At 62.3% G+C, this 16,497-nt stretch carries 17 protein-coding genes; 4 read left to right on the top strand and 13 right to left on the bottom strand.

Annotation, left to right across the window (positions count from 1 at the left end; all coding sequences use genetic code 11):
- Positions 1-123: 123 nt before the first annotated feature.
- The 6 genes from R1T45_RS10325 to R1T45_RS10300 form a co-directional block, all read right to left on the bottom strand.
- Positions 124-330: a hypothetical protein gene (locus tag R1T45_RS10325; RefSeq protein WP_067630227.1), complete on the bottom strand. Its 207-nt coding sequence runs from the start codon at positions 328-330 to the stop codon at positions 124-126.
- Positions 331-652: 322 nt separating this feature from the next.
- Positions 653-1,000 (bottom strand): hypothetical protein, encoded by a 348-nt coding sequence (locus R1T45_RS10320; protein WP_067941107.1) that lies wholly within the window; start codon positions 998-1,000, stop codon positions 653-655.
- Positions 1,001-1,081: 81 nt separating this feature from the next.
- The gene (locus R1T45_RS10315; protein WP_162931863.1) at positions 1,082-1,222 is read right to left on the bottom strand and encodes a hypothetical protein; all 141 of its coding nucleotides are present in this window, start codon (positions 1,220-1,222) and stop codon (positions 1,082-1,084) included.
- Positions 1,223-1,436: 214 nt separating this feature from the next.
- Positions 1,437-1,802, bottom strand: coding sequence for a DUF6497 family protein (locus R1T45_RS10310; protein WP_317390763.1), 366 nt, complete (start codon positions 1,800-1,802; stop codon positions 1,437-1,439).
- A 32-nt stretch (positions 1,803-1,834) separates the two neighbouring features.
- Positions 1,835-2,089, bottom strand: coding sequence for a Rho termination factor (locus tag R1T45_RS10305; RefSeq protein WP_317390762.1), 255 nt, complete (start codon positions 2,087-2,089; stop codon positions 1,835-1,837).
- 105 nt (positions 2,090-2,194) lie between these two features.
- Positions 2,195-3,727, bottom strand: coding sequence for an acyl-CoA carboxylase subunit beta (locus tag R1T45_RS10300; protein ID WP_120351544.1), 1,533 nt, complete (start codon positions 3,725-3,727; stop codon positions 2,195-2,197).
- 169 nt (positions 3,728-3,896) lie between these two features.
- Here R1T45_RS10300 and R1T45_RS10295 point away from each other — a divergent pair, with 169 nt between their 5' ends.
- Together R1T45_RS10295 and R1T45_RS10290 are read left to right on the top strand one after the other, a co-directional pair.
- Positions 3,897-5,111 (top strand): multidrug effflux MFS transporter, encoded by a 1,215-nt coding sequence (locus tag R1T45_RS10295; RefSeq protein ID WP_132445252.1) that lies wholly within the window; start codon positions 3,897-3,899, stop codon positions 5,109-5,111.
- Positions 5,112-5,196: 85 nt separating this feature from the next.
- Positions 5,197-6,597: a short-chain fatty acyl-CoA regulator family protein gene (locus R1T45_RS10290; protein ID WP_120351546.1), complete on the top strand. Its 1,401-nt coding sequence runs from the start codon at positions 5,197-5,199 to the stop codon at positions 6,595-6,597.
- On the opposite strand, the gene R1T45_RS10285 is transcribed toward R1T45_RS10290, so the two are convergent.
- From R1T45_RS10285 to R1T45_RS10260, 6 genes are all read right to left on the bottom strand, one after another.
- On the bottom strand, positions 6,598-7,272 hold the full coding sequence (locus R1T45_RS10285) for a thermonuclease family protein (protein WP_317390761.1): 675 nt from the start codon (positions 7,270-7,272) through the stop codon (positions 6,598-6,600).
- A 61-nt stretch (positions 7,273-7,333) separates the two neighbouring features.
- A complete protein-coding gene (gene betA / locus R1T45_RS10280; protein WP_260009855.1) occupies positions 7,334-8,992 on the bottom strand; it encodes a choline dehydrogenase in 1,659 nt (552 codons plus the stop codon).
- Positions 8,993-9,078: 86 nt separating this feature from the next.
- The gene (gene betB, locus R1T45_RS10275) at positions 9,079-10,536 is read right to left on the bottom strand and encodes a betaine-aldehyde dehydrogenase (protein ID WP_120351549.1); all 1,458 of its coding nucleotides are present in this window, start codon (positions 10,534-10,536) and stop codon (positions 9,079-9,081) included.
- A 76-nt stretch (positions 10,537-10,612) separates the two neighbouring features.
- Positions 10,613-11,188, bottom strand: coding sequence for a choline-responsive transcriptional repressor BetI (gene betI, locus R1T45_RS10270; protein WP_120351550.1), 576 nt, complete (start codon positions 11,186-11,188; stop codon positions 10,613-10,615).
- A gap of 92 nt (positions 11,189-11,280) precedes the next feature.
- Positions 11,281-12,210 carry a DMT family transporter gene (locus R1T45_RS10265; RefSeq protein WP_120351551.1) on the bottom strand — a complete coding sequence of 310 codons (930 nt, stop codon included), beginning with the start codon at positions 12,208-12,210 and terminating at the stop codon, positions 11,281-11,283.
- A 55-nt stretch (positions 12,211-12,265) separates the two neighbouring features.
- On the bottom strand, positions 12,266-12,865 hold the full coding sequence (locus tag R1T45_RS10260; protein ID WP_067936692.1) for a LysE/ArgO family amino acid transporter: 600 nt from the start codon (positions 12,863-12,865) through the stop codon (positions 12,266-12,268).
- Between the two features lie 88 nt (positions 12,866-12,953).
- Between R1T45_RS10260 and R1T45_RS10255 the strand changes: the two genes are divergently transcribed.
- Positions 12,954-13,835 carry a LysR family transcriptional regulator ArgP gene (locus tag R1T45_RS10255; protein ID WP_317390760.1) on the top strand — a complete coding sequence of 294 codons (882 nt, stop codon included), beginning with the start codon at positions 12,954-12,956 and terminating at the stop codon, positions 13,833-13,835.
- On the opposite strand, the gene R1T45_RS10250 is transcribed toward R1T45_RS10255, so the two are convergent.
- Complete coding sequence (locus R1T45_RS10250) at positions 13,832-14,572, bottom strand: YebC/PmpR family DNA-binding transcriptional regulator (RefSeq protein ID WP_260009863.1); 741 nt, start codon at positions 14,570-14,572, stop codon at positions 13,832-13,834. The two genes, R1T45_RS10255 and R1T45_RS10250, sit on opposite strands and share 4 nt — an antisense overlap.
- A gap of 119 nt (positions 14,573-14,691) precedes the next feature.
- Here R1T45_RS10250 and R1T45_RS10245 point away from each other — a divergent pair, with 119 nt between their 5' ends.
- Positions 14,692-16,464 carry an SLC13 family permease gene (locus R1T45_RS10245; RefSeq protein WP_120351553.1) on the top strand — a complete coding sequence of 591 codons (1,773 nt, stop codon included), beginning with the start codon at positions 14,692-14,694 and terminating at the stop codon, positions 16,462-16,464.
- Positions 16,465-16,497 lie beyond the last annotated feature (33 nt).

The following is a 16,497-nucleotide window of genomic DNA, read 5'->3' as shown; positions in this document are numbered from 1 at the left end:
CGGTAACAGGCCACGCAAAATGCCGCGTCAGCCATAGCTGCGCGGGTGCCTGTAGAGATAAAGATGGAGGGGGAAACCGCCCTGCCCGCGCCGATGGCAGGCAGAGCGGTTAATGGGGCGAGATCAGTTACATTTGCCGGGGTTAAGCTGGCAATAACCGACGTTGGCTGCAGCGCCGATGGCTGCGCCCTGCGCCAGCGACCCACCTGTGACGGCTGCCGCACCTGCGCCCACGGCTGCGCCGCCCAAACCCTGTTCGCCGATGGTGTTGCCACATGCGGCAAGACCGGCTGTCGCGCCAAGCGCGAGAATGATGTTACGAATTGACATGTGCCTGTTCCTTCACTGCTATCTACTGTCCGACCAACGCCCTGCCGTTTGACAAGTTCCCGGTCAATTTTCCGGCCCGTTGCCCTGTGGCGCGAAAACCACCCCGCCGAAAAGTCGGGCAGCGCGGCGCGGTTGCGCAGCGGCTGCCCGTTAGGGGAAGGGGTATGGTCTTCATGTCCGACGGCACGAAGAGCAAAAGACGCGCCGCCAGCCACGCAAAACCTGCCCCAAGCCTGCGCCAGCGCCAAGCACGCCCTTTGAGGCGGCCGGACTTCGGCAAGGCTGTGCTGATCTGCGTAGAGGCGGGGCGACATCATGCCGATCAACCCTCGAAAGCTTCGGGGAAGGCGGCACGGGCTGCGGCCACGTCGAGCACGAGCAAAGCTTCGTAATCGGCGGGATCAAAGGGATCGGTAGCCGGCAGCACCTCGCGGCCAAAGAGCCACGACAGACGGCCCGCATCCAGATTGCCACGCTCGAAAGGATGCTCGCCAAAGGCTTCCCACAGGGCTTTGACAAAGGCGGCATCGGCGCGGCGGTCAGGCGCGCGGCGGTCAGGGCGACGCTCACGCCGGGTGATGGGCGTGACCCCCTTGGGGTTCGGACGGCGAATTGTGAATTGGAAATCGGTGCCGGGCAGTCGCCCGGGGAACCCGCGGTGTTTTAGCATATAGGCGGGCATCAGACACCCCTCCCGGTTGCAGGGGTGGCTGGGATCAGGGCAGGCGCAAACGCCTGCCCTGCAACGGCATTATTTGTACTTGCCGGTGTAGACGGGCTCGACCGAGATGGGCTCGGGCTCAACCACGACGAACTCTTCTTCTTGCTGTGCGCAGGCCGAAACAGCTGCGACGAAACCGATAGCTGCCAGCAACTTGATGCTCTTGGACATGTATATCTCCTATTAATGTTAAATGAACCTGACGCGACAACATGCCGGCCAAGCCCGGGTTCTGAGGTAAGGGATACGTGGGTATTCCTTGACCGCATCATATGCGATTCACATAGCAATGGATATGGTTGCAAGCGCAATCGGTCGCGTTGTGACTCCAAAGCATCATTCCAATTGGAGGATCGGCGGATTCTTGCAAGATCTTGCCTGCGCATCACAAACCCTCCCAGATGCAAGCGTCATCTTGGGCACGGAAAGCTTCGAAATATTGGGTCGCTTCGGGGTCGGCCGCGCCGAATTCCACCGGGCGGTCAGCAAGGGAGACAACGATCACCTGCCCCGCAAGCGCATGTTCGGTCATATAAGGGAGGGCGACCACCGCGCAGAGATGCTCCATGTCTGGAGCGGCGAGGTCATAGGCGATGGCCTCCGGCCCTTTGGCGATCTGCGGCGCAATGAACCGAAAGCGAAGCCAAATCTCACCGCCCAATTCCTCGACAAGAACCTCTTGCAAGTCAATAACTTGCCCCGAGGGAACGTCAATCGCCCGTGCCGGAGACGCGAGCCCCCCCGCCAGCAAAGCTGGCAGGCAAGCTCGGCGCAGCAGAGCGCCTAGTGATTGCGCAAAGCGTCGATCAGCGCGCCCTTGTCCATATCCGAACGCCCCTCGATCCCGAGTTCCTGCGCCCGGTCGTAGAGGTCGTCCTTGGTCCAATCCTCGTAGGGTGGCTGTTTGCCCCCCTTCTTGCCGGGATGCTGGCTGTCGTTGGCCTGCGCATTGGCGATGCGGGCGGCTTTCTCCTTGCTCGCCCCATCCTCGCGCAGGGACTTGTAGGTCTCTTCGTCCTTGATTGATGAATTCGGCATGATCCGGCCCTCCTTTGCAAGGAAAACCACCCAGCCCGCCGAGGGTTCCGCGCGCGGCCTCGGTGGGATCGGTATTTAAGAAAGGATGAAGCTGCATGATGGTGCTCAGAGCGGGATGTTGTCGTGTTTCTTCCACGGGGTCTGCACTTTTTTGTTGCGCAATGACGCGAAGGCACGGGCGACCCGTTTGCGGGTGCTGCGGGGCTGGATCACCTCGTCGATGAAACCGCGTTCGGCGGCGACGAAGGGGTTGGCGAAACGGTCTTCGTAATCCTTCGTGTGTTTGGCGATCTTTTCGGGATCCTTCAGATCCTTGCGGTGGATGATCTCTGTAGCGCCTTTGGCCCCCATTACGGCGACTTCGGCGGTGGGCCATGCGTAGTTGAAATCCGAACGCAGGTGTTTGGAAGCCATCACGTCATAGGCGCCGCCATAGGCTTTGCGCGTGATGACGGTGACCATCGGCACGGTCGCCTCGCCATAGGCGAAGAGCAGTTTCGCGCCGTGTTTGATGACGCCGCCGAATTCCTGACCGGTGCCGGGCAGGAAGCCGGGCACGTCCACGAGGGTCAGAATCGGGATTTCGAAAGCATCGCAGAACCGCACGAAACGGGCCGCTTTGCGCGAGCTATCAATGTCGAGGCAGCCCGCCAGCACCATCGGCTGGTTGGCGACCACGCCGACGGTACGGCCTTCGAGACGGATGAAACCGGTGATGATGTTCTTGGCGAATTCCTCTTGGATTTCGTAAAAGTCGCCCTCATCCGCCAGTTTGAGGATCAGTTCCTTCATGTCATAGGGGGTGTTGGCATTCGACGGCACCAGCGTGTCGAGCGAGGGTTCGATCCGGTTGGGATCGTCGAAGAAGGGGCGGACCGGGGGTTTCTCGCGGTTGTTGGCGGGCAGCAGATCGACGAGGCGGCGTACTTCGGCCAGCGCCTCTACGTCATTTTCGAACGCCGCATCGGCGACAGAGGATTTGCGCGTGTGGGTCGAGGCGCCGCCCAATTCCTCGGCGGTGACGACTTCGTTGGTGACGGTTTTCACCACATCGGGGCCGGTGACGAACATGTAAGAACTGTCTTTGACCATAAAGATGAAGTCGGTCATCGCGGGCGAATAGACCGCGCCGCCCGCGCAGGGGCCCATGATGACGCTGATCTGCGGGATCACGCCGGAGGCTTCGATGTTGCGCTGGAAAACCTCGGCATAGCCCGCGAGGCTTGCCACGCCTTCTTGGATACGTGCGCCGCCGGAATCGTTAATGCCGATCACGGGCGCGCCGTTCTGCACCGCCATGTCCATGATCTTGCAGATTTTCTGAGCGTGGGTTTCCGAAAGGGAGCCGCCGAAGACGGTGAAATCCTGACTGAAGACATAGACGAGGCGGCCGTTGATCGTGCCCCAACCGGTGACCACGCCATCGCCTGCGGGCTTTTGATCCTGCATGCCAAAATCGGTGCAGCGGTGGGTGACGAACATGTCGAATTCTTCGAACGAGCCTTCGTCGAGCAGCAGATCGACACGCTCCCGTGCGGTGAGCTTGCCGCGACCGTGCTGCGCATCGATCCGCGCCTGTCCGCCGCCCAAACGCGCATCTTCGCGGCGCCGCTCCAGTTGTTCGAGAATGTCTTTCATGACGCACCCCTATTGTGATTTCGGCCAGTCTATCGGAGGAGCGCAACTGACCAAAGAGCAATTTTGCAAATTTGCAAAATCAATACAGGCGCACCCAAGCAAAATGAAAAGTTGCAAAACAATCTAGTTAACATGGACATTTCCCATGCCCGCGACTACTTGCATTTGCATGAGCGATATCCCCAAAGTCCGGTATCTAGACCGGACGACCCCGCCCCATATTTCAACGCTGATACTGCTGGCCGGGCTTTCGGCCATGGTGATGAACATCTTTCTGCCCAGCCTGCCGAAGATGGCAGAGCATTTTGGCACGGATTACGCGGTGATTCAGCTTTCGGTGCCGCTTTACCTGTTCTTCAGTGGCATACTGCAAATCTTCATTGGGCCGATATCCGACAACCTCGGGCGGCGGCGCGTGATGCTTTGGGGGCTGGGCATCTTTTCCCTGGCCACGGTTGGTTGCTTGCTCGCTCCGAACATCGCCGTGTTCCTCGTCTTTCGTATGGCGCAGGCCGTCATCGCCACGGGCATGGTGCTGAGCCGTGCGGTGATCCGCGACCTTTATACCCAAGACGAATCGGCCTCCATGATCGGCTATGTCACCATGGGCATGGCGCTGGTGCCGATGATCAGCCCGGCCTTGGGCGGCTTGTTGGAGCAGGGGTTTGGCTGGCAGGCCTCCTTTTGGGCGATGCTGATCCTCGGCGGGCTGGTGTTCTGGGTGGCTTGGGCGGATTTGGGCGAAACCGCCCGCGCCAGTGGCAAATCGCTGGGCCAGCAGTTCGGCGAATACCCCGAACTGCTCCGCTCGCCACGGTTTTGGGGCTATGCGCTTGCGACGGGCTTCTGCTCGGGCGCTTTCTTTGCCTATCTTGGCGGCGCGCCTTTCGTGGGCACCGTGGTTTTCGGGATGGAGCCTGCGGTGCTGGGCCTTTATTTCGGCGCGCCCGCGATCGGTTATTTCATCGGCAACTTCATCACCGCGCGCACCGCGACCCGTTTCGGCGTCAATACGCTGGTGCTCTGGGGCTGCATCTCAAATGCTGTGGGCGGCACGGTGTCGCTGCTGATATTCCTTGCGGGATACGGCTCCCCGCTCAGCTTTTTCGGGCTGATGACGCTGGTGGGGCTGGGCAATGGGCTGTGCATCCCCAATGCCACAGCCGGGATGCTGTCGGTGCGCCCGCATCTGGCGGGCACGGCCTCCGGGCTTGGCGGGGCGATTATGATCGTCGGTGGCGCGGCGCTGAGCGCGCTGGCCGGGGCCCTGCTCACCCCAGAAACCGGGGCCTATCCGCTATTGTGGTTGATGCTGCTGACCGCCATCGCCTCGGTCGCCTCCATCTGGGTGGTGATCCGGCGCGAGAAAGCCTTGGGGCTTTAACCTAGCAGTACCCCCGCCTCGGGCTTGCGAGCGGGGGTTTGCAAAGCTACGCTGCCGCGAAATGCAGATTTGCAAAGGTGCGCGGATGGCGATCCAGAAACTCTATGCCGGTGTAAAACTGCGAGAGACCCGCACCCGTGCGGGGCTGACGCAGAAAGACTTCGCCGCCCGGCTTGGCGTCTCCTTGCCCTATCTCAACCAAATGGAAAACAACAACCGGCCCGTCAGTACCAATGTGGTACTGGCACTGGCGTCGGAGTTCAGGCTCGACGTGACCGAGCTTTCCAGCGGAGATGGAGAGCGATTGGTGAGCGATCTGCGCGAGGCGCTGGCCGATCCGATCTTCGCCGGAAAGACACCCCCGGTGGCCGATCTGCGCCTCACCGCCTCCAACGCGCCGGGTCTGGCCCATGCGTTTCTCGCCCTGCACCAAAGCTACCGGCAGGTGCATGAACGACTGGCCTCACTGGACGAAGCCTTGGGCCGCGAGGACGCTCGGGCGATGCCCTCCCCTTGGGAGGAGGTGCGGGATTTCTTTCACTATTGCGACAATTACATTGATGCCGTCGACCGCGCGGCAGAGCATTTCGCCACCCGCGCGGGCAGCGGTAACGATACGCGGGCGACCGCGGCAACCGCGCTTGAACGCGCTGGCGTGACCGTGATCTTTGAGGATGACGACCGCCTGCGCGCCTATGATCCCGCGCGCAAAACGCTGCATCTGTCGGCCCGTGCAGCCCCTGAGACGCAGACCTTTCAAATGTTGCTCCAAGTGGCGCTGACCCAGCAGGACGCGCTGCTGGAGGCAACGCTTGATCTTGCCCGGTTCCACAGCGCCGCCGCCCGGGATATCGCCAAGATCGGGTTGGCCAATTACTTTGCTGGGGCGGCGCTACTGCCTTATGGGCGATTCCTGCAAAAGGCGCAGGACTGCCGCCATGATCTGGAGGTGCTGGCCGGGCATTTCGGCGCCTCGATTGAGCAGGTGGCGCACAGGCTTTCGACACTCCAGCGGCCCGGCGCAAAGGGGGTGCCCTTTTTCTTTGTGCGGGTCGATCAGGCGGGCACGATCACGAAGCGCCATTCTGCCACCCGGTTGCAATTCGCGCGTTTTGGCGGCGCTTGCCCGCTTTGGAATGTCCACCGCGCGTTTGAAACGCCGGGAAGGTTCTTGCGCCAATTGGCCGAAACGCCGGACGGGGTGCGCTATATCAGTCTGGCGCGGGACATCTCGAAGCCGGCGGGGCGGTTTGGCGCGCCGGTGCGGCGTTATGCGATCTCACTGGGGTGCGAGGTGCGCCATGCGGCGGCACTCGTCTATGCCGATGGGATGGATGTCACCCGCAGCGATGCCTTTGAACCGATTGGCATTTCCTGCCGCATTTGTGAGCGCCGGGATTGCCACCAGCGCTCCGTCCCGCCGCTGGAACGGCAGTTGGTCGTCGACCCGCATCTGCGCGATACCCTGCCCTACCGGGTGGAGTGATCAGCGCCGCGCCCGCCGCCAGCCAGCACCGCGGGCTTCTGCTTCGGAACAGAACCAACGCTCTCCCTTGCGGGTACTAATGCGGGTGCGGCTATAGAAATTCTGCCCCGGCATATGGTAAATCTTGGTCCCTTTGGCGCTGATATTGCCCTTGATCTGGCAGCTCCCCTCAGGCCGGGCCGGTTCTGAACTGCTGCGGCGGGTCACGCGGTAGCGGGCCGGAGAGATGGTCTTGAACCCATGAATGCCACGCCCTGCAACAAAGGCTGCCTTTTCCTCCAGATCATAGTCCATCGAATATTTGCGATAGGCAAAGGCCAGCCCCTCTTGCACAAGCGCCTGCCCTACGTCGACACCGCCGACATGGCAGCGGGCGACGATGCGATCATATCGGTCACGGTCCAGCGCTTCACAGCGCGCTTCGGCCCCTTGGTATCTGTCGCGCACCTCTCTCGTTGTCCAATCACCGCAGGCCCAAGCCTGCCCGCCATCGGTTTCGCAAGTCTGGCTTGCCTCAAGCGCGTCGATTCCGTGCAAGCGGATGCGCGTGCCGCCAAGATCGAAGGTATCCCCATCGATCACGCGCACCACACCCGACACGGTCTGCGCCCCAGCCGATACTGCTGCGAAACTCAGCGTGAGACTGAGGGCGAAAAGTGAACAAATCTTTAACATGGGGCAGGTATGACGCCCTGCCCCGCCAGCTTCAAGGGAGGAGATTAAGACAGGTTAATGATCAGCGCTGCGCAACCTGCCAATTGGGATGCAGCCAAGGTTCGTCATTCGCCCGAGGCAGCGGATCGCGGCCCAAAAGCAGGTCCGAGACCTTTTCCCCCACCATGATCGAGGGCGCGTTGAGGTTGCCATTGGTGATGCGTGGAAAGATCGAACTGTCGGCCACCCGCAGCCCTTCAACCCCAATCACCCGCGCCTGCGGGTCGACCACGGCGTTCGGATCGTCCGCCGCGCCCATGCGGCAGGTGCCACAGGGATGATAGGCGCTTTCCGCATGTTCGGCGATGAAACTGTCAAGCTCCGCATCCGATTGCAGCGCGTCGCCGGGTTGGATCTCATGTTTGACGAACGGCTTGAAAGCCTCCTGCGCGAAAATCTCACGTGTGAGGCGGATGCAGGTGCGGAACTCCTCCCAATCGTCGGGATGCGACATGTAGTTAAAGCGGATTTTCGGCGCATCTGCCGGGTCGGCCGAGCGCAGGGTGATGTCGCCCCGCGACTTAGAGCGCATTGGCCCTGTATGGGCCTGAAACCCGTGCCCCTCCGCTGCTGCCTGCCCGTCGTAACGCACGGCGATGGGCAGGAAATGGTATTGAATATCAGGGTATTCCACGCCGGGCTTCGAGCGGATGAAGGCCGCGGATTCGAACTGATTAGAGGCGCCCATACCGGTCTTGGTAAAGAGCCACTGCGCGCCGATGACAGCCTTCGACAGCAAGTTCCAATGCTTATAAAGGGTGATCGGCTGGCTGGAGGCCATCTGGATGTAGAGCTCCAAATGGTCTTGTAGGTTCTGCCCCACGCCGGGACGGTCTGCGACAACATTGATGCCGTGCTGCGCCAGATGACCCGCCGGACCGATCCCCGACAGCATCAGCAGTTTCGGCGAGTTGATCGATGACGCGGCCAGCACCACCTCGCGCTGCGCACGGATGACCTCTGTGCGGTTGCCGCGCTTGACCTCGACCCCCACGGCGCGGCCCTCTTCGATCACCACGCGCTGCGCCAGCGCGCGGATCAGCGTCACATTCCCGGTTTTCTGTGCAGGCCGCAGGTAGGCATTGGCCGCCGACCAGCGCCGCCCGTTCCAGACCGTCTGCTCCATCGGGCCAAAGCCCTCTTGCTTCTCGCCGTTGTAATCTTCGGTCATCTGATAACCGGCCTGCGAGCCCGCCTGTACGAAAGCGTCAAACAGCGGGTTCTCGCGCGGGCCGCGGCTGACGTGCAGCGGGCCGTCTGTGCCGCGCCACGCCGCATCGCCGCCATGGCCGTTTTCGTGCCAGGTCTCCATGCGTTTGTAATAGGGCAGCACGTCGGCATAGCCCCAGCCCTGCGCGCCGCTTTCTTCCCAATGGTCGAAATCCTTGGCATGGCCGCGCACATAGACCATTCCATTGATCGAGGATGACCCGCCGATCACCTTGCCGCGCGGGCAGACCAACTCGCGCCCGTTCAGATGCGGCTCGGGTTCGGATTTATAGCCCCAGTCATAGCGCGGCATGTTCATCGGATAGCTGAGTGCCGCGGGCATCTGAATAAACGGCCCCGCGTCGCTGCCGCCATGTTCAATGACGATCACCTTCCGCCCCGCCTCGGCCAGACGGTAGGCCATGGCGCAGCCCGCAGACCCCGCCCCGACGATTACAAATTCAGCTTCCATTCCACTTACCTTCCGCAAATCCGCACGGGTGCGGGGCAGCGCCCGACGGTGTCGGCTTTATGCGCTGCGGCCTAATTTTCCGTTGCTTAGAACGGCGCTTCGACATCGCCCATGCGGACGTAGACCGACTTCAACTGGCTATAATGGTTGATCGCGGCCTTAGAGTTTTCGCGGCCCACGCCGGAGTTCTTCATGCCCCCAAAGGGCGCTTCGACCGGCGCGTCATTATAGGTATTGATGTAGCAGGTCCCCGCCTCGAACCCGGCGGCCACGCGATGTGCGCGGGTCAGGTTTTGGGTAAAGACACCAGCGGCGAGGCCGAATTCCGTGGCATTGGCACGGGCCATGACCTCGGCCTCATCCTCAAAATCGAGCACGGCCATGACCGGGCCGAAAATCTCTTCGCGGGCGATGACCATGTCGTCTTTAACATCGGCAAAGACGGTCGGCTGCATGTAGAAACCGTCGCGCTCAATCCGTTTGCCGCCATAGACCAGCCGCGCGCCCTCGGCCTCACCCTTCGCCACATAGTCCAGCGCGATCTGCATCTGGCGGTCGCTTACCATGGGGCCAAAGCTGGTGTCGGGGTCCATCGGGTCACCGATCACGGCGTTTTCCAACCGCTCAGACAGCCGCGCAAGAAACGCCTCCTTGATGTCGCGGTGCACAAAGACCCGCGTGCCGTTCGAACAAATCTGGCCGGAGCTATAGAAGTTGCCCAAGATCGCGCCGCTCACGGCATTGTCGATATCGGCATCTTCAAAGACGATCATGGGGGATTTGCCGCCCAACTCCATCGTGACATGTTTGATGCCCTCGGCGGCGGCGGCATAGACCTTGCGGCCCGTTGGGACGGATCCGGTCAGCGACACCTTGTCGACGCGGCTGTCGGTGACCAGCGATTGCCCCACCTCGCCCATGCCCTGCACCACGTTGAACAGGCCCGCAGGCAGCCCGGCCTCAACGAGTATCTCAGCCACTTTCAGCGCACAGAGCGGCGTTGTCTCGGACGGTTTGAAGATCATCGCATTACCGCAGGCCAGCGCCGGCGCGGCTTTCCAGCAGGCGATCTGCGTGGGGTAGTTCCACGCGCCGATGCCCACGCACAGGCCAAGCGCCTCGCGGCGGGTATAGACCCAATCCTCGCCCAGTTGGATATGCTCGCCCGTCAGGCTGCCCGCCAGACCGCCGAAATACTCCAGCGCGTCGGCCCCGCTGGTGGCATCGGCGACAGAGGTTTCCTGATAGGGTTTGCCGGTGTCATAGGTCTCCAGCACCGACAGGTCGTGGTTGCGCTCGCGGATCATGTCGGCGGCGCGGCGCAGGATGCGGCCCCGCTCGGTGCCTGTCATCGCGGCCCATGCGGCCTGCGCCTTGCGGGCCGAGGTGATGGCTTGTTCAACGATCGCAGGCGTGGCGGCATAAAGCGTGGCGATCGTCTCGCCCGTGGCGGGATAGATCACCGGGATCGGCGTGCCCTCCGTGTCTTCGACATAGGCGCCGTCGATGAAATGGCTGGCTGTGGGCTGGGGATCATAGGACATCAAAGATACTTTCTTGCCTGAGGGGCGGAGTGTTCGAGGAGGCGGAGCGCGGCAATGCCGCCCTTCTCCGCAGTGTTCAGCGGCCCGCTTTCAGCAGCAGGTCGAGGGTATAGAGCGCGCGGGTCATGGCTTCGGCAGCGCTGACATCGTCCGACAGCGCGGCGCGCAGATAGAGCCCATCAATCAGCGCCGCTAATGTGTCGGCGTCGCCTTCGGGTTGGGGGCTGATCGGGCGCAGCGCATGGGTGAGGTTCGAGCGCAGACGGCTTTGATAAGCTGTCAGCAGCCGCCGCGTTTCGGGATTGGTGCGGGCATGGGCGTAAAGCGTCATCCACGCGCTAATCGTGCCAGGATGAAAGCCGGTGTCGTCGAAACTGGCGACAATGATCGCCGCCGCCCGGTCATGCGGCGTGCGGGCCGTGGCCAGCCGTTCGCGCACCCCGGCGGCATATTCCGACAGGATATGACGCATCGCGGCGAGGAAGATCTGATTCTTGCCGCCGAAATAGTGATGCGCCAACGCGCTCGACATGCCTGCCCGCTTGGCGATCTGACTCACCGTCACATCCAGCGACTGAGCTTCGCCAATCTCGGCGATGGTGGCTTTGACCAGCGCAGAGCGGCGAATGGGTTCCATTCCGACTTTGGGCATTGGATTCGGGTCCTTGGGGCAGTGTTGACCGCCTCAGGATAGGGGAATCTTTATTGACTCGTCAATCAAGTACCGCCCGGCGGGGTGGTACGTCAGAATTTCGTGGCGTGGGAGGGCGGCGTGACCTGCCGTTTCAGCATTGCTTCGCGCCATGTGATAAAGGTGACCGAGCCCAAAATCACGGCTCCGCCCAGCACCACCCAGATGTCCACCGGTTCGGCAAAGACCACCACACCAAGGATCGTGGCCCAGACCAGTTGCAGGAATGTCACCGGCTGCGTCACCGTCACGGGGGCGGCGGCGAATGCCAGCGTCATGGTGAAATGCCCCGCCGTGGCGAAAAAGGCGACGCCGGCGAGGATCAGCAACTCCTGCGCGGTGGGCGTGATCCAAACGGTGAAGGCGAAGGGCGCAAGGCCGATGGTCACGAAGATCGACAGCATGGTGACGATCATCACAGGCCGCGCTTCATCCGCCAGCACCTTGGCCAAGAGGTAAGACCCCGCAAACACCACCGCCGCCAGCAGCATCGCCAGATGCCCGGTCGAAACTTCGCGGAAACCCGGTCGCAGGATGATCGCCGCGCCCGCCAGCCCCAGACAGACCGCCACGATGCGCCGTGCCGCGAGCTTTTCGCCCAGAAAAATCGCAGCGCCGACAGTGACATAGATCGGCGCGAGGTAGTTCATCGCCGTGACCTCGGCAATCGGCAGGCGGGTCATGGCGTAGAACCACAAGATCACCCCGCCCGCATGAAAGAACCCGCGCAGACCGAAAAGCCCCCACTGGCGCTTGCTAACGGGGGTCGACAAAAGCGACCGCAGGATCGGCAGAACAAAGACCAGCCCCATGGCGTAGCGCAGGAATGCAGCCTCTGCCGAGGGCAGGCGCGGCCCCATGTATTTGACCAGCGCGGTCACGCCGATGAAACATGCCCCGGTCACCAGCATCCAAAAGACCCCGACAAGCGGGCGATTGGCGGGAACGGGGATGTCGGGGGTGGTCGCGGGGTTTTGTGTCATGTCGCGACCCTTTCCCAAAGTGCTGCCAAGGGCAAGATGGGCGCGGCACTTTTATTCACATCGCAAGCAATTTGATCGCAATCCCCCACATGGTCACGGCGATGACGGCGTCCAAAATCTGCCAACTGCGCGGCTTGGCGAAAAGCGGCGCAAGCAGCCGCGCGCCATAGCCGAGGGCAAAGAAGAACACGAAACTCGCCAACGCTGCGCCGATCCCAAAGCTCAGGCGGTCGGGATACTGCGCCGAGATTGAACCAAGCAGCACCAATGTGTCGAGATAAACATGCGGGTTCAGCCAGGTCAGGGCCAGCAGGGTTAGGACCGCCTTGCCCAAGCTGCGGGTGGCCTGCCCTTCGGCCTCCAACCCCTCACCGCCGCGCCATGCCGACACGGCGTTGCGCCAACCGTACCACAGCAGGAAGGCCGCGCCGCCGTAGCGCATCAGTGGCCCGAACCACGGTGCCGCTTCGGCCAGCGCGCCAAAACCGGCCACACCGGCAGTGATCAAGATCGCATCCGAAGTGGCGCAGACCAACACCACCACCAGCACATGCTCACGCCGCAGCCCTTGGCGCAGGACAAAGGCGTTCTGCGCGCCGATGGCCATGATGAGAGTGAGGCTGAGAGCGAAGCCGGGGAGGAATGAGGTCAGCATTGGGGCGTCCTGTCTTGGGTTGCTTTTGCCTACCGCGGCGGTACAGATTACTCAAATTCAATAGTCTTCGCTTGGATTAGAAAAACTTATGAAGTTAGACAGCGCCCAACTGACCGCTTTGGCGAGCATCCTGCGACTTGGCAGCTTTGATGCGGCGGCGGCGGCGCTCGGGGTCACCCCCTCCGCCATCTCGCAGCGGGTGAAGGCGCTTGAGGATCGGGTCGGCACCACGCTGGTCTTGCGCGGCCAACCCTGTACCGGCACGCCGACGGGCCAGCGGCTGGCGAAACACGCCGAAGACGTGGCCCTGCTCGAAGCGCAGGCATTGGGCGTCAGCGGCAACACGTCCCCGCCCCGGCTACGGCTGGCGGTGCCTGCGGATGTACTGGCGACATGGCTCATCCCGGCCTTGGCGCAGATACCGGAGATGCTGTTTGATCTGGTGATCGACGATCAAGACACCTCCGCCGATTGGCTGCGGCGTGGAGAGGTCAGCGCGGCTGTGACCGGACAAGCCCGCGCCGCACCGGGCTGTGATCTGCGGCCCTTGGGCGCGCTGCGTTATCACCCCACAGCCAGCCCCGCCTATATGAAGAAATGGTTCGCCCAAGGCGTCACCACCGAGACACTGGGCCAAGCGCCGATGCTGACCTTTAACCGCAAGGATCAACTGCAGGGGCGCTGGCTGATGCAAAAAACCGGGCAGCGATTGACCCCGCCCAGCCACCACCTGCCCTCAAGTCACGGCTTCGTGGCGGCGGCGCGCGAAGGCTTGGGCTGGGGCATGAACCCTGCCCCTCTGGTGGCTGAGGATATGGAGAAAGGCCGCCTCGTCTCGCTCGACGACGCATTGCCATTGGATGTGCCGCTTTACTGGCAGGTCGCGCGGATCATGGCCCCCGCGCTTGCCCCGCTCACCGCCGCCATAAGGGCTGCGGCGCGCGAGGCGCTGGTGCAAGGGGCGCGTTAAAGCTGCGCCATAACCTCATCAGAGGCTTCGAAATTGGTGGTGACGCGCTGTACGTCGTCGTCTTCCTCAAGCGCATCGACCAGCTTCATTAGCTTTTCCATGGCCTCAAGGTCCATCTCGGTGGTGGTGGTCGGACGCCAGATCAGTTTAGTCGATTCCGACTCGCCCAGTTCCGCCTCGAGCGCTGTCGACACATCATTGAGATCGGTGTCGGCGCAATAGATGACGTGACCGTCTTCGGAGCTTTCGACATCTTCGGCTCCGGCCTCAATCGCCGCCATCATCACAGTGTCCGCGTCGCCCACGGACGCGGGATAGATCACCTCGCCCTTGCGCTCGAACATAAAACCGACCGAGCCTGTCTCGCCCAGATTGCCACCGTTCTTGGTGAAGGTCGAGCGCACGGTCGAAGCGGTGCGGTTCCGGTTGTCGGTCATCGCCTCGACGATCACCGCCACGCCGTTCGGGCCATAGCCCTCATAGCGGATTTCTTCGTAATCCTCGCCCTCACCGCCCACGGCCTTCTTGATGGCGCGTTCGATGTTGTCCTTGGGCATGGACTGGCCTTTGGCCTCTTTCACGGCCATGCGCAGACGCGGGTTCTTTTCCGGGTCGGGGTCGCCCATCTTGGCCGCGATGGTGATTTCCTTGGAAAGTTTGGAAAACACCTTGGCGCGCAGCTTGTCCTGACGGCCCTTGCGATGCTGGATGTTTGCCCATTTGGAGTGACCGGCCATGAATACCTCGTTCTGGCAATGCGTTTGCGCCACTCTATATGCCAGCATCACCGCTGGAACAAGCCACCCGGCCTGTGCTTAGCTTTCCTCCTTTGGGGCAACCACGTTAGACCGGATATATGACCACAGATCAGATCATTCTCTTTACCCTCTTTGGCGCGGTCTTTGGCCTGCTGCTGTGGGGCCGCTTTCGCTATGACATCGTGGCATTTGGCGCACTGATGGCCGGGGTGGTGCTGGGGGTGGTGCCCACGGAAAACGCCTTTGACGGCTTTGGCCATCCGGCGACGCTGATCGTGGCGCTGGTGCTGGTGGTTTCCGCCGGGCTGGTGCGTTCGGGCGCGGTGATGTTGATCACCCGCACGCTGGTGGACAGTTCGCGCAGCTTGGGCGCGCATATCTCGATCATGGGGGCCGTCGGCGGGGTGCTCTCGGCCTTTATGAACAACGTGGCGGCCTTGGCGCTTTTGATGCCGGTCGACATTCAGACCGCGCGCAAAGCGGGCCGCGCGCCGGGGCTAAGCCTGATGCCGCTGAGTTTTGCCACCATCCTTGGCGGCATGGCCACGCTGATTGGCACGCCGCCCAATATTATCATCGCGTCGATCCGGCAGGAATCGCTGGGGGCGCCTTTCAAGATGTTCGACTTTGCCCCGGTGGGCGGTTTGGCCGCCATTGCCGGGCTGATCTTCGTGGCCTTGATCGGCTGGCGTTTGATCCCCGCCCGCGAAGACGCGATGATCGAAGCTGATGATATCGCGGAATATATCGCCGAGTTGACCGTGCCCGAGGGCAATAAGCAGATCGGCAAGCGTCTAGCAGAGCTACAGGAAGAAGCACATAAGGCCGATGTGGCGATCCTTGGGCTGATGCGGGACGGCAAGAGGCGCTATGGCACCGCGCGCAATGTGGTGCTGCAGGCCGGAGACGCGATCGTGCTGGAAGCCACGCCCGACGCGCTGGACGAATTTCGCAGCACCCTGAACCTCGCGCTGGCGGACAGTGACCGCGAAGACCTGCTGCTGGCCGATGGCGACGGGGTCGAGATTGTCGAGGTCGTGGTGACCGAAGGGTCCCGCCTCAATGGTCGCACGGCGCAGGCGGTGGGCCTTTCGTGGCGCCAGCGCACGGTGCTTCTGGGTCTGTCTCGGCAAGGCCGCAAGATCACCTCGCAGCTGCGCACAACCGAGCTGAAACCCGGTGACATCCTCTTGCTGCTGGTGCCGCGTGACACGGTGGCCCATGTCACCGACTGGCTGGGCGTACTGCCCTTGGCCGACCGTGGCCTTGCCGTGACCCAAGACAGCAAGACGTGGCTTGCCATCGGCATGTTCGCAGGTGCGGTGGCGGCGGCCTCCTTTGGGTTGATCTATCTGCCCATCGCGCTTGGGCTGGTGGTCGTGGGCTATGTGCTGGCCAAGATCGTGCCGCTGTCGGAGCTCTATACTCATATCGAATGGCCGGTGATCGTGCTTTTGGGCTCCATGATCCCGCTGGGCGCGGCGCTGGAAACCTCGGGCGGGACCGAGTTGATCGCGGGCGCGCTGGTGGGGCTGACCGAGGGGCTGCCCGCATGGGTCGTGCTGACGGTGCTCATGGTGGTGACCATGTCGCTGTCGGATGTGCTGAACAACACGGCGACGACAATCGTCGCCGCCCCGGTGGGCATCCAGATGGCGCAGACGCTCGGGGTGTCGCCCGACCCCTTCCTGATGGCGGTGGCGGTGGCGGCCTCTTCGGCGTTCCTCACGCCGATTGGACATAAGAACAACACCCTGATCCTTGGCCCCGGCGGCTATTCCTTTGGCGACTATTGGCGCATGGGGCTGCCGCTAGAGATCATCGTCGTCGCGGTGTCGATCCCCGCGATCCTCGTCTTTTGGCCACTTTGACGTCGCGCCCCCGGCGCGCGTCAGGCTTGCCAG

Source organism: Sulfitobacter sp. LC.270.F.C4 (assembly GCF_032922545.1).
GTDB classification, from domain to species: domain Bacteria; phylum Pseudomonadota; class Alphaproteobacteria; order Rhodobacterales; family Rhodobacteraceae; genus Sulfitobacter; species Sulfitobacter profundi.
This window is presented reverse-complemented; position numbering and strand designations above follow the sequence as displayed.

What these genes read in the sequence shown, in the direction of transcription:
- R1T45_RS10315 (WP_162931863.1), bottom strand. Translation starts at nt 1,222, where the DNA reads ATGTCCAAGAGCATCAAGTTGCTGGCAGCTATCGGTTTCGTCGCAGCT.
- R1T45_RS10250 (WP_260009863.1), bottom strand. Translation starts at nt 14,572, where the DNA reads ATGGCCGGTCACTCCAAATGGGCAAACATCCAGCATCGCAAGGGCCGT.
- R1T45_RS10305 (WP_317390762.1), bottom strand. Translation starts at nt 2,089, where the DNA reads ATGCCGAATTCATCAATCAAGGACGAAGAGACCTACAAGTCCCTGCGC.
- R1T45_RS10300 (WP_120351544.1), bottom strand. Translation starts at nt 3,727, where the DNA reads ATGAAAGACATTCTCGAACAACTGGAGCGGCGCCGCGAAGATGCGCGT.
- betB (WP_120351549.1), bottom strand. Translation starts at nt 10,536, where the DNA reads ATGTCCTATGATCCCCAGCCCACAGCCAGCCATTTCATCGACGGCGCC.
- R1T45_RS10265 (WP_120351551.1), bottom strand. Translation starts at nt 12,210, where the DNA reads ATGACACAAAACCCCGCGACCACCCCCGACATCCCCGTTCCCGCCAAT.
- betA (WP_260009855.1), bottom strand. Translation starts at nt 8,992, where the DNA reads ATGGAAGCTGAATTTGTAATCGTCGGGGCGGGGTCTGCGGGCTGCGCC.
- R1T45_RS10255 (WP_317390760.1), top strand. Translation starts at nt 12,954, where the DNA reads ATGAAGTTAGACAGCGCCCAACTGACCGCTTTGGCGAGCATCCTGCGA.
- R1T45_RS10245 (WP_120351553.1), top strand. Translation starts at nt 14,692, where the DNA reads ATGACCACAGATCAGATCATTCTCTTTACCCTCTTTGGCGCGGTCTTT.
- R1T45_RS10290 (WP_120351546.1), top strand. Translation starts at nt 5,197, where the DNA reads ATGGCGATCCAGAAACTCTATGCCGGTGTAAAACTGCGAGAGACCCGC.
- R1T45_RS10260 (WP_067936692.1), bottom strand. Translation starts at nt 12,865, where the DNA reads ATGCTGACCTCATTCCTCCCCGGCTTCGCTCTCAGCCTCACTCTCATC.
- R1T45_RS10285 (WP_317390761.1), bottom strand. Translation starts at nt 7,272, where the DNA reads ATGTTAAAGATTTGTTCACTTTTCGCCCTCAGTCTCACGCTGAGTTTC.
- R1T45_RS10295 (WP_132445252.1), top strand. Translation starts at nt 3,897, where the DNA reads ATGAGCGATATCCCCAAAGTCCGGTATCTAGACCGGACGACCCCGCCC.
- R1T45_RS10320 (WP_067941107.1), bottom strand. Translation starts at nt 1,000, where the DNA reads ATGCTAAAACACCGCGGGTTCCCCGGGCGACTGCCCGGCACCGATTTC.
- betI (WP_120351550.1), bottom strand. Translation starts at nt 11,188, where the DNA reads ATGCCCAAAGTCGGAATGGAACCCATTCGCCGCTCTGCGCTGGTCAAA.
- R1T45_RS10325 (WP_067630227.1), bottom strand. Translation starts at nt 330, where the DNA reads ATGTCAATTCGTAACATCATTCTCGCGCTTGGCGCGACAGCCGGTCTT.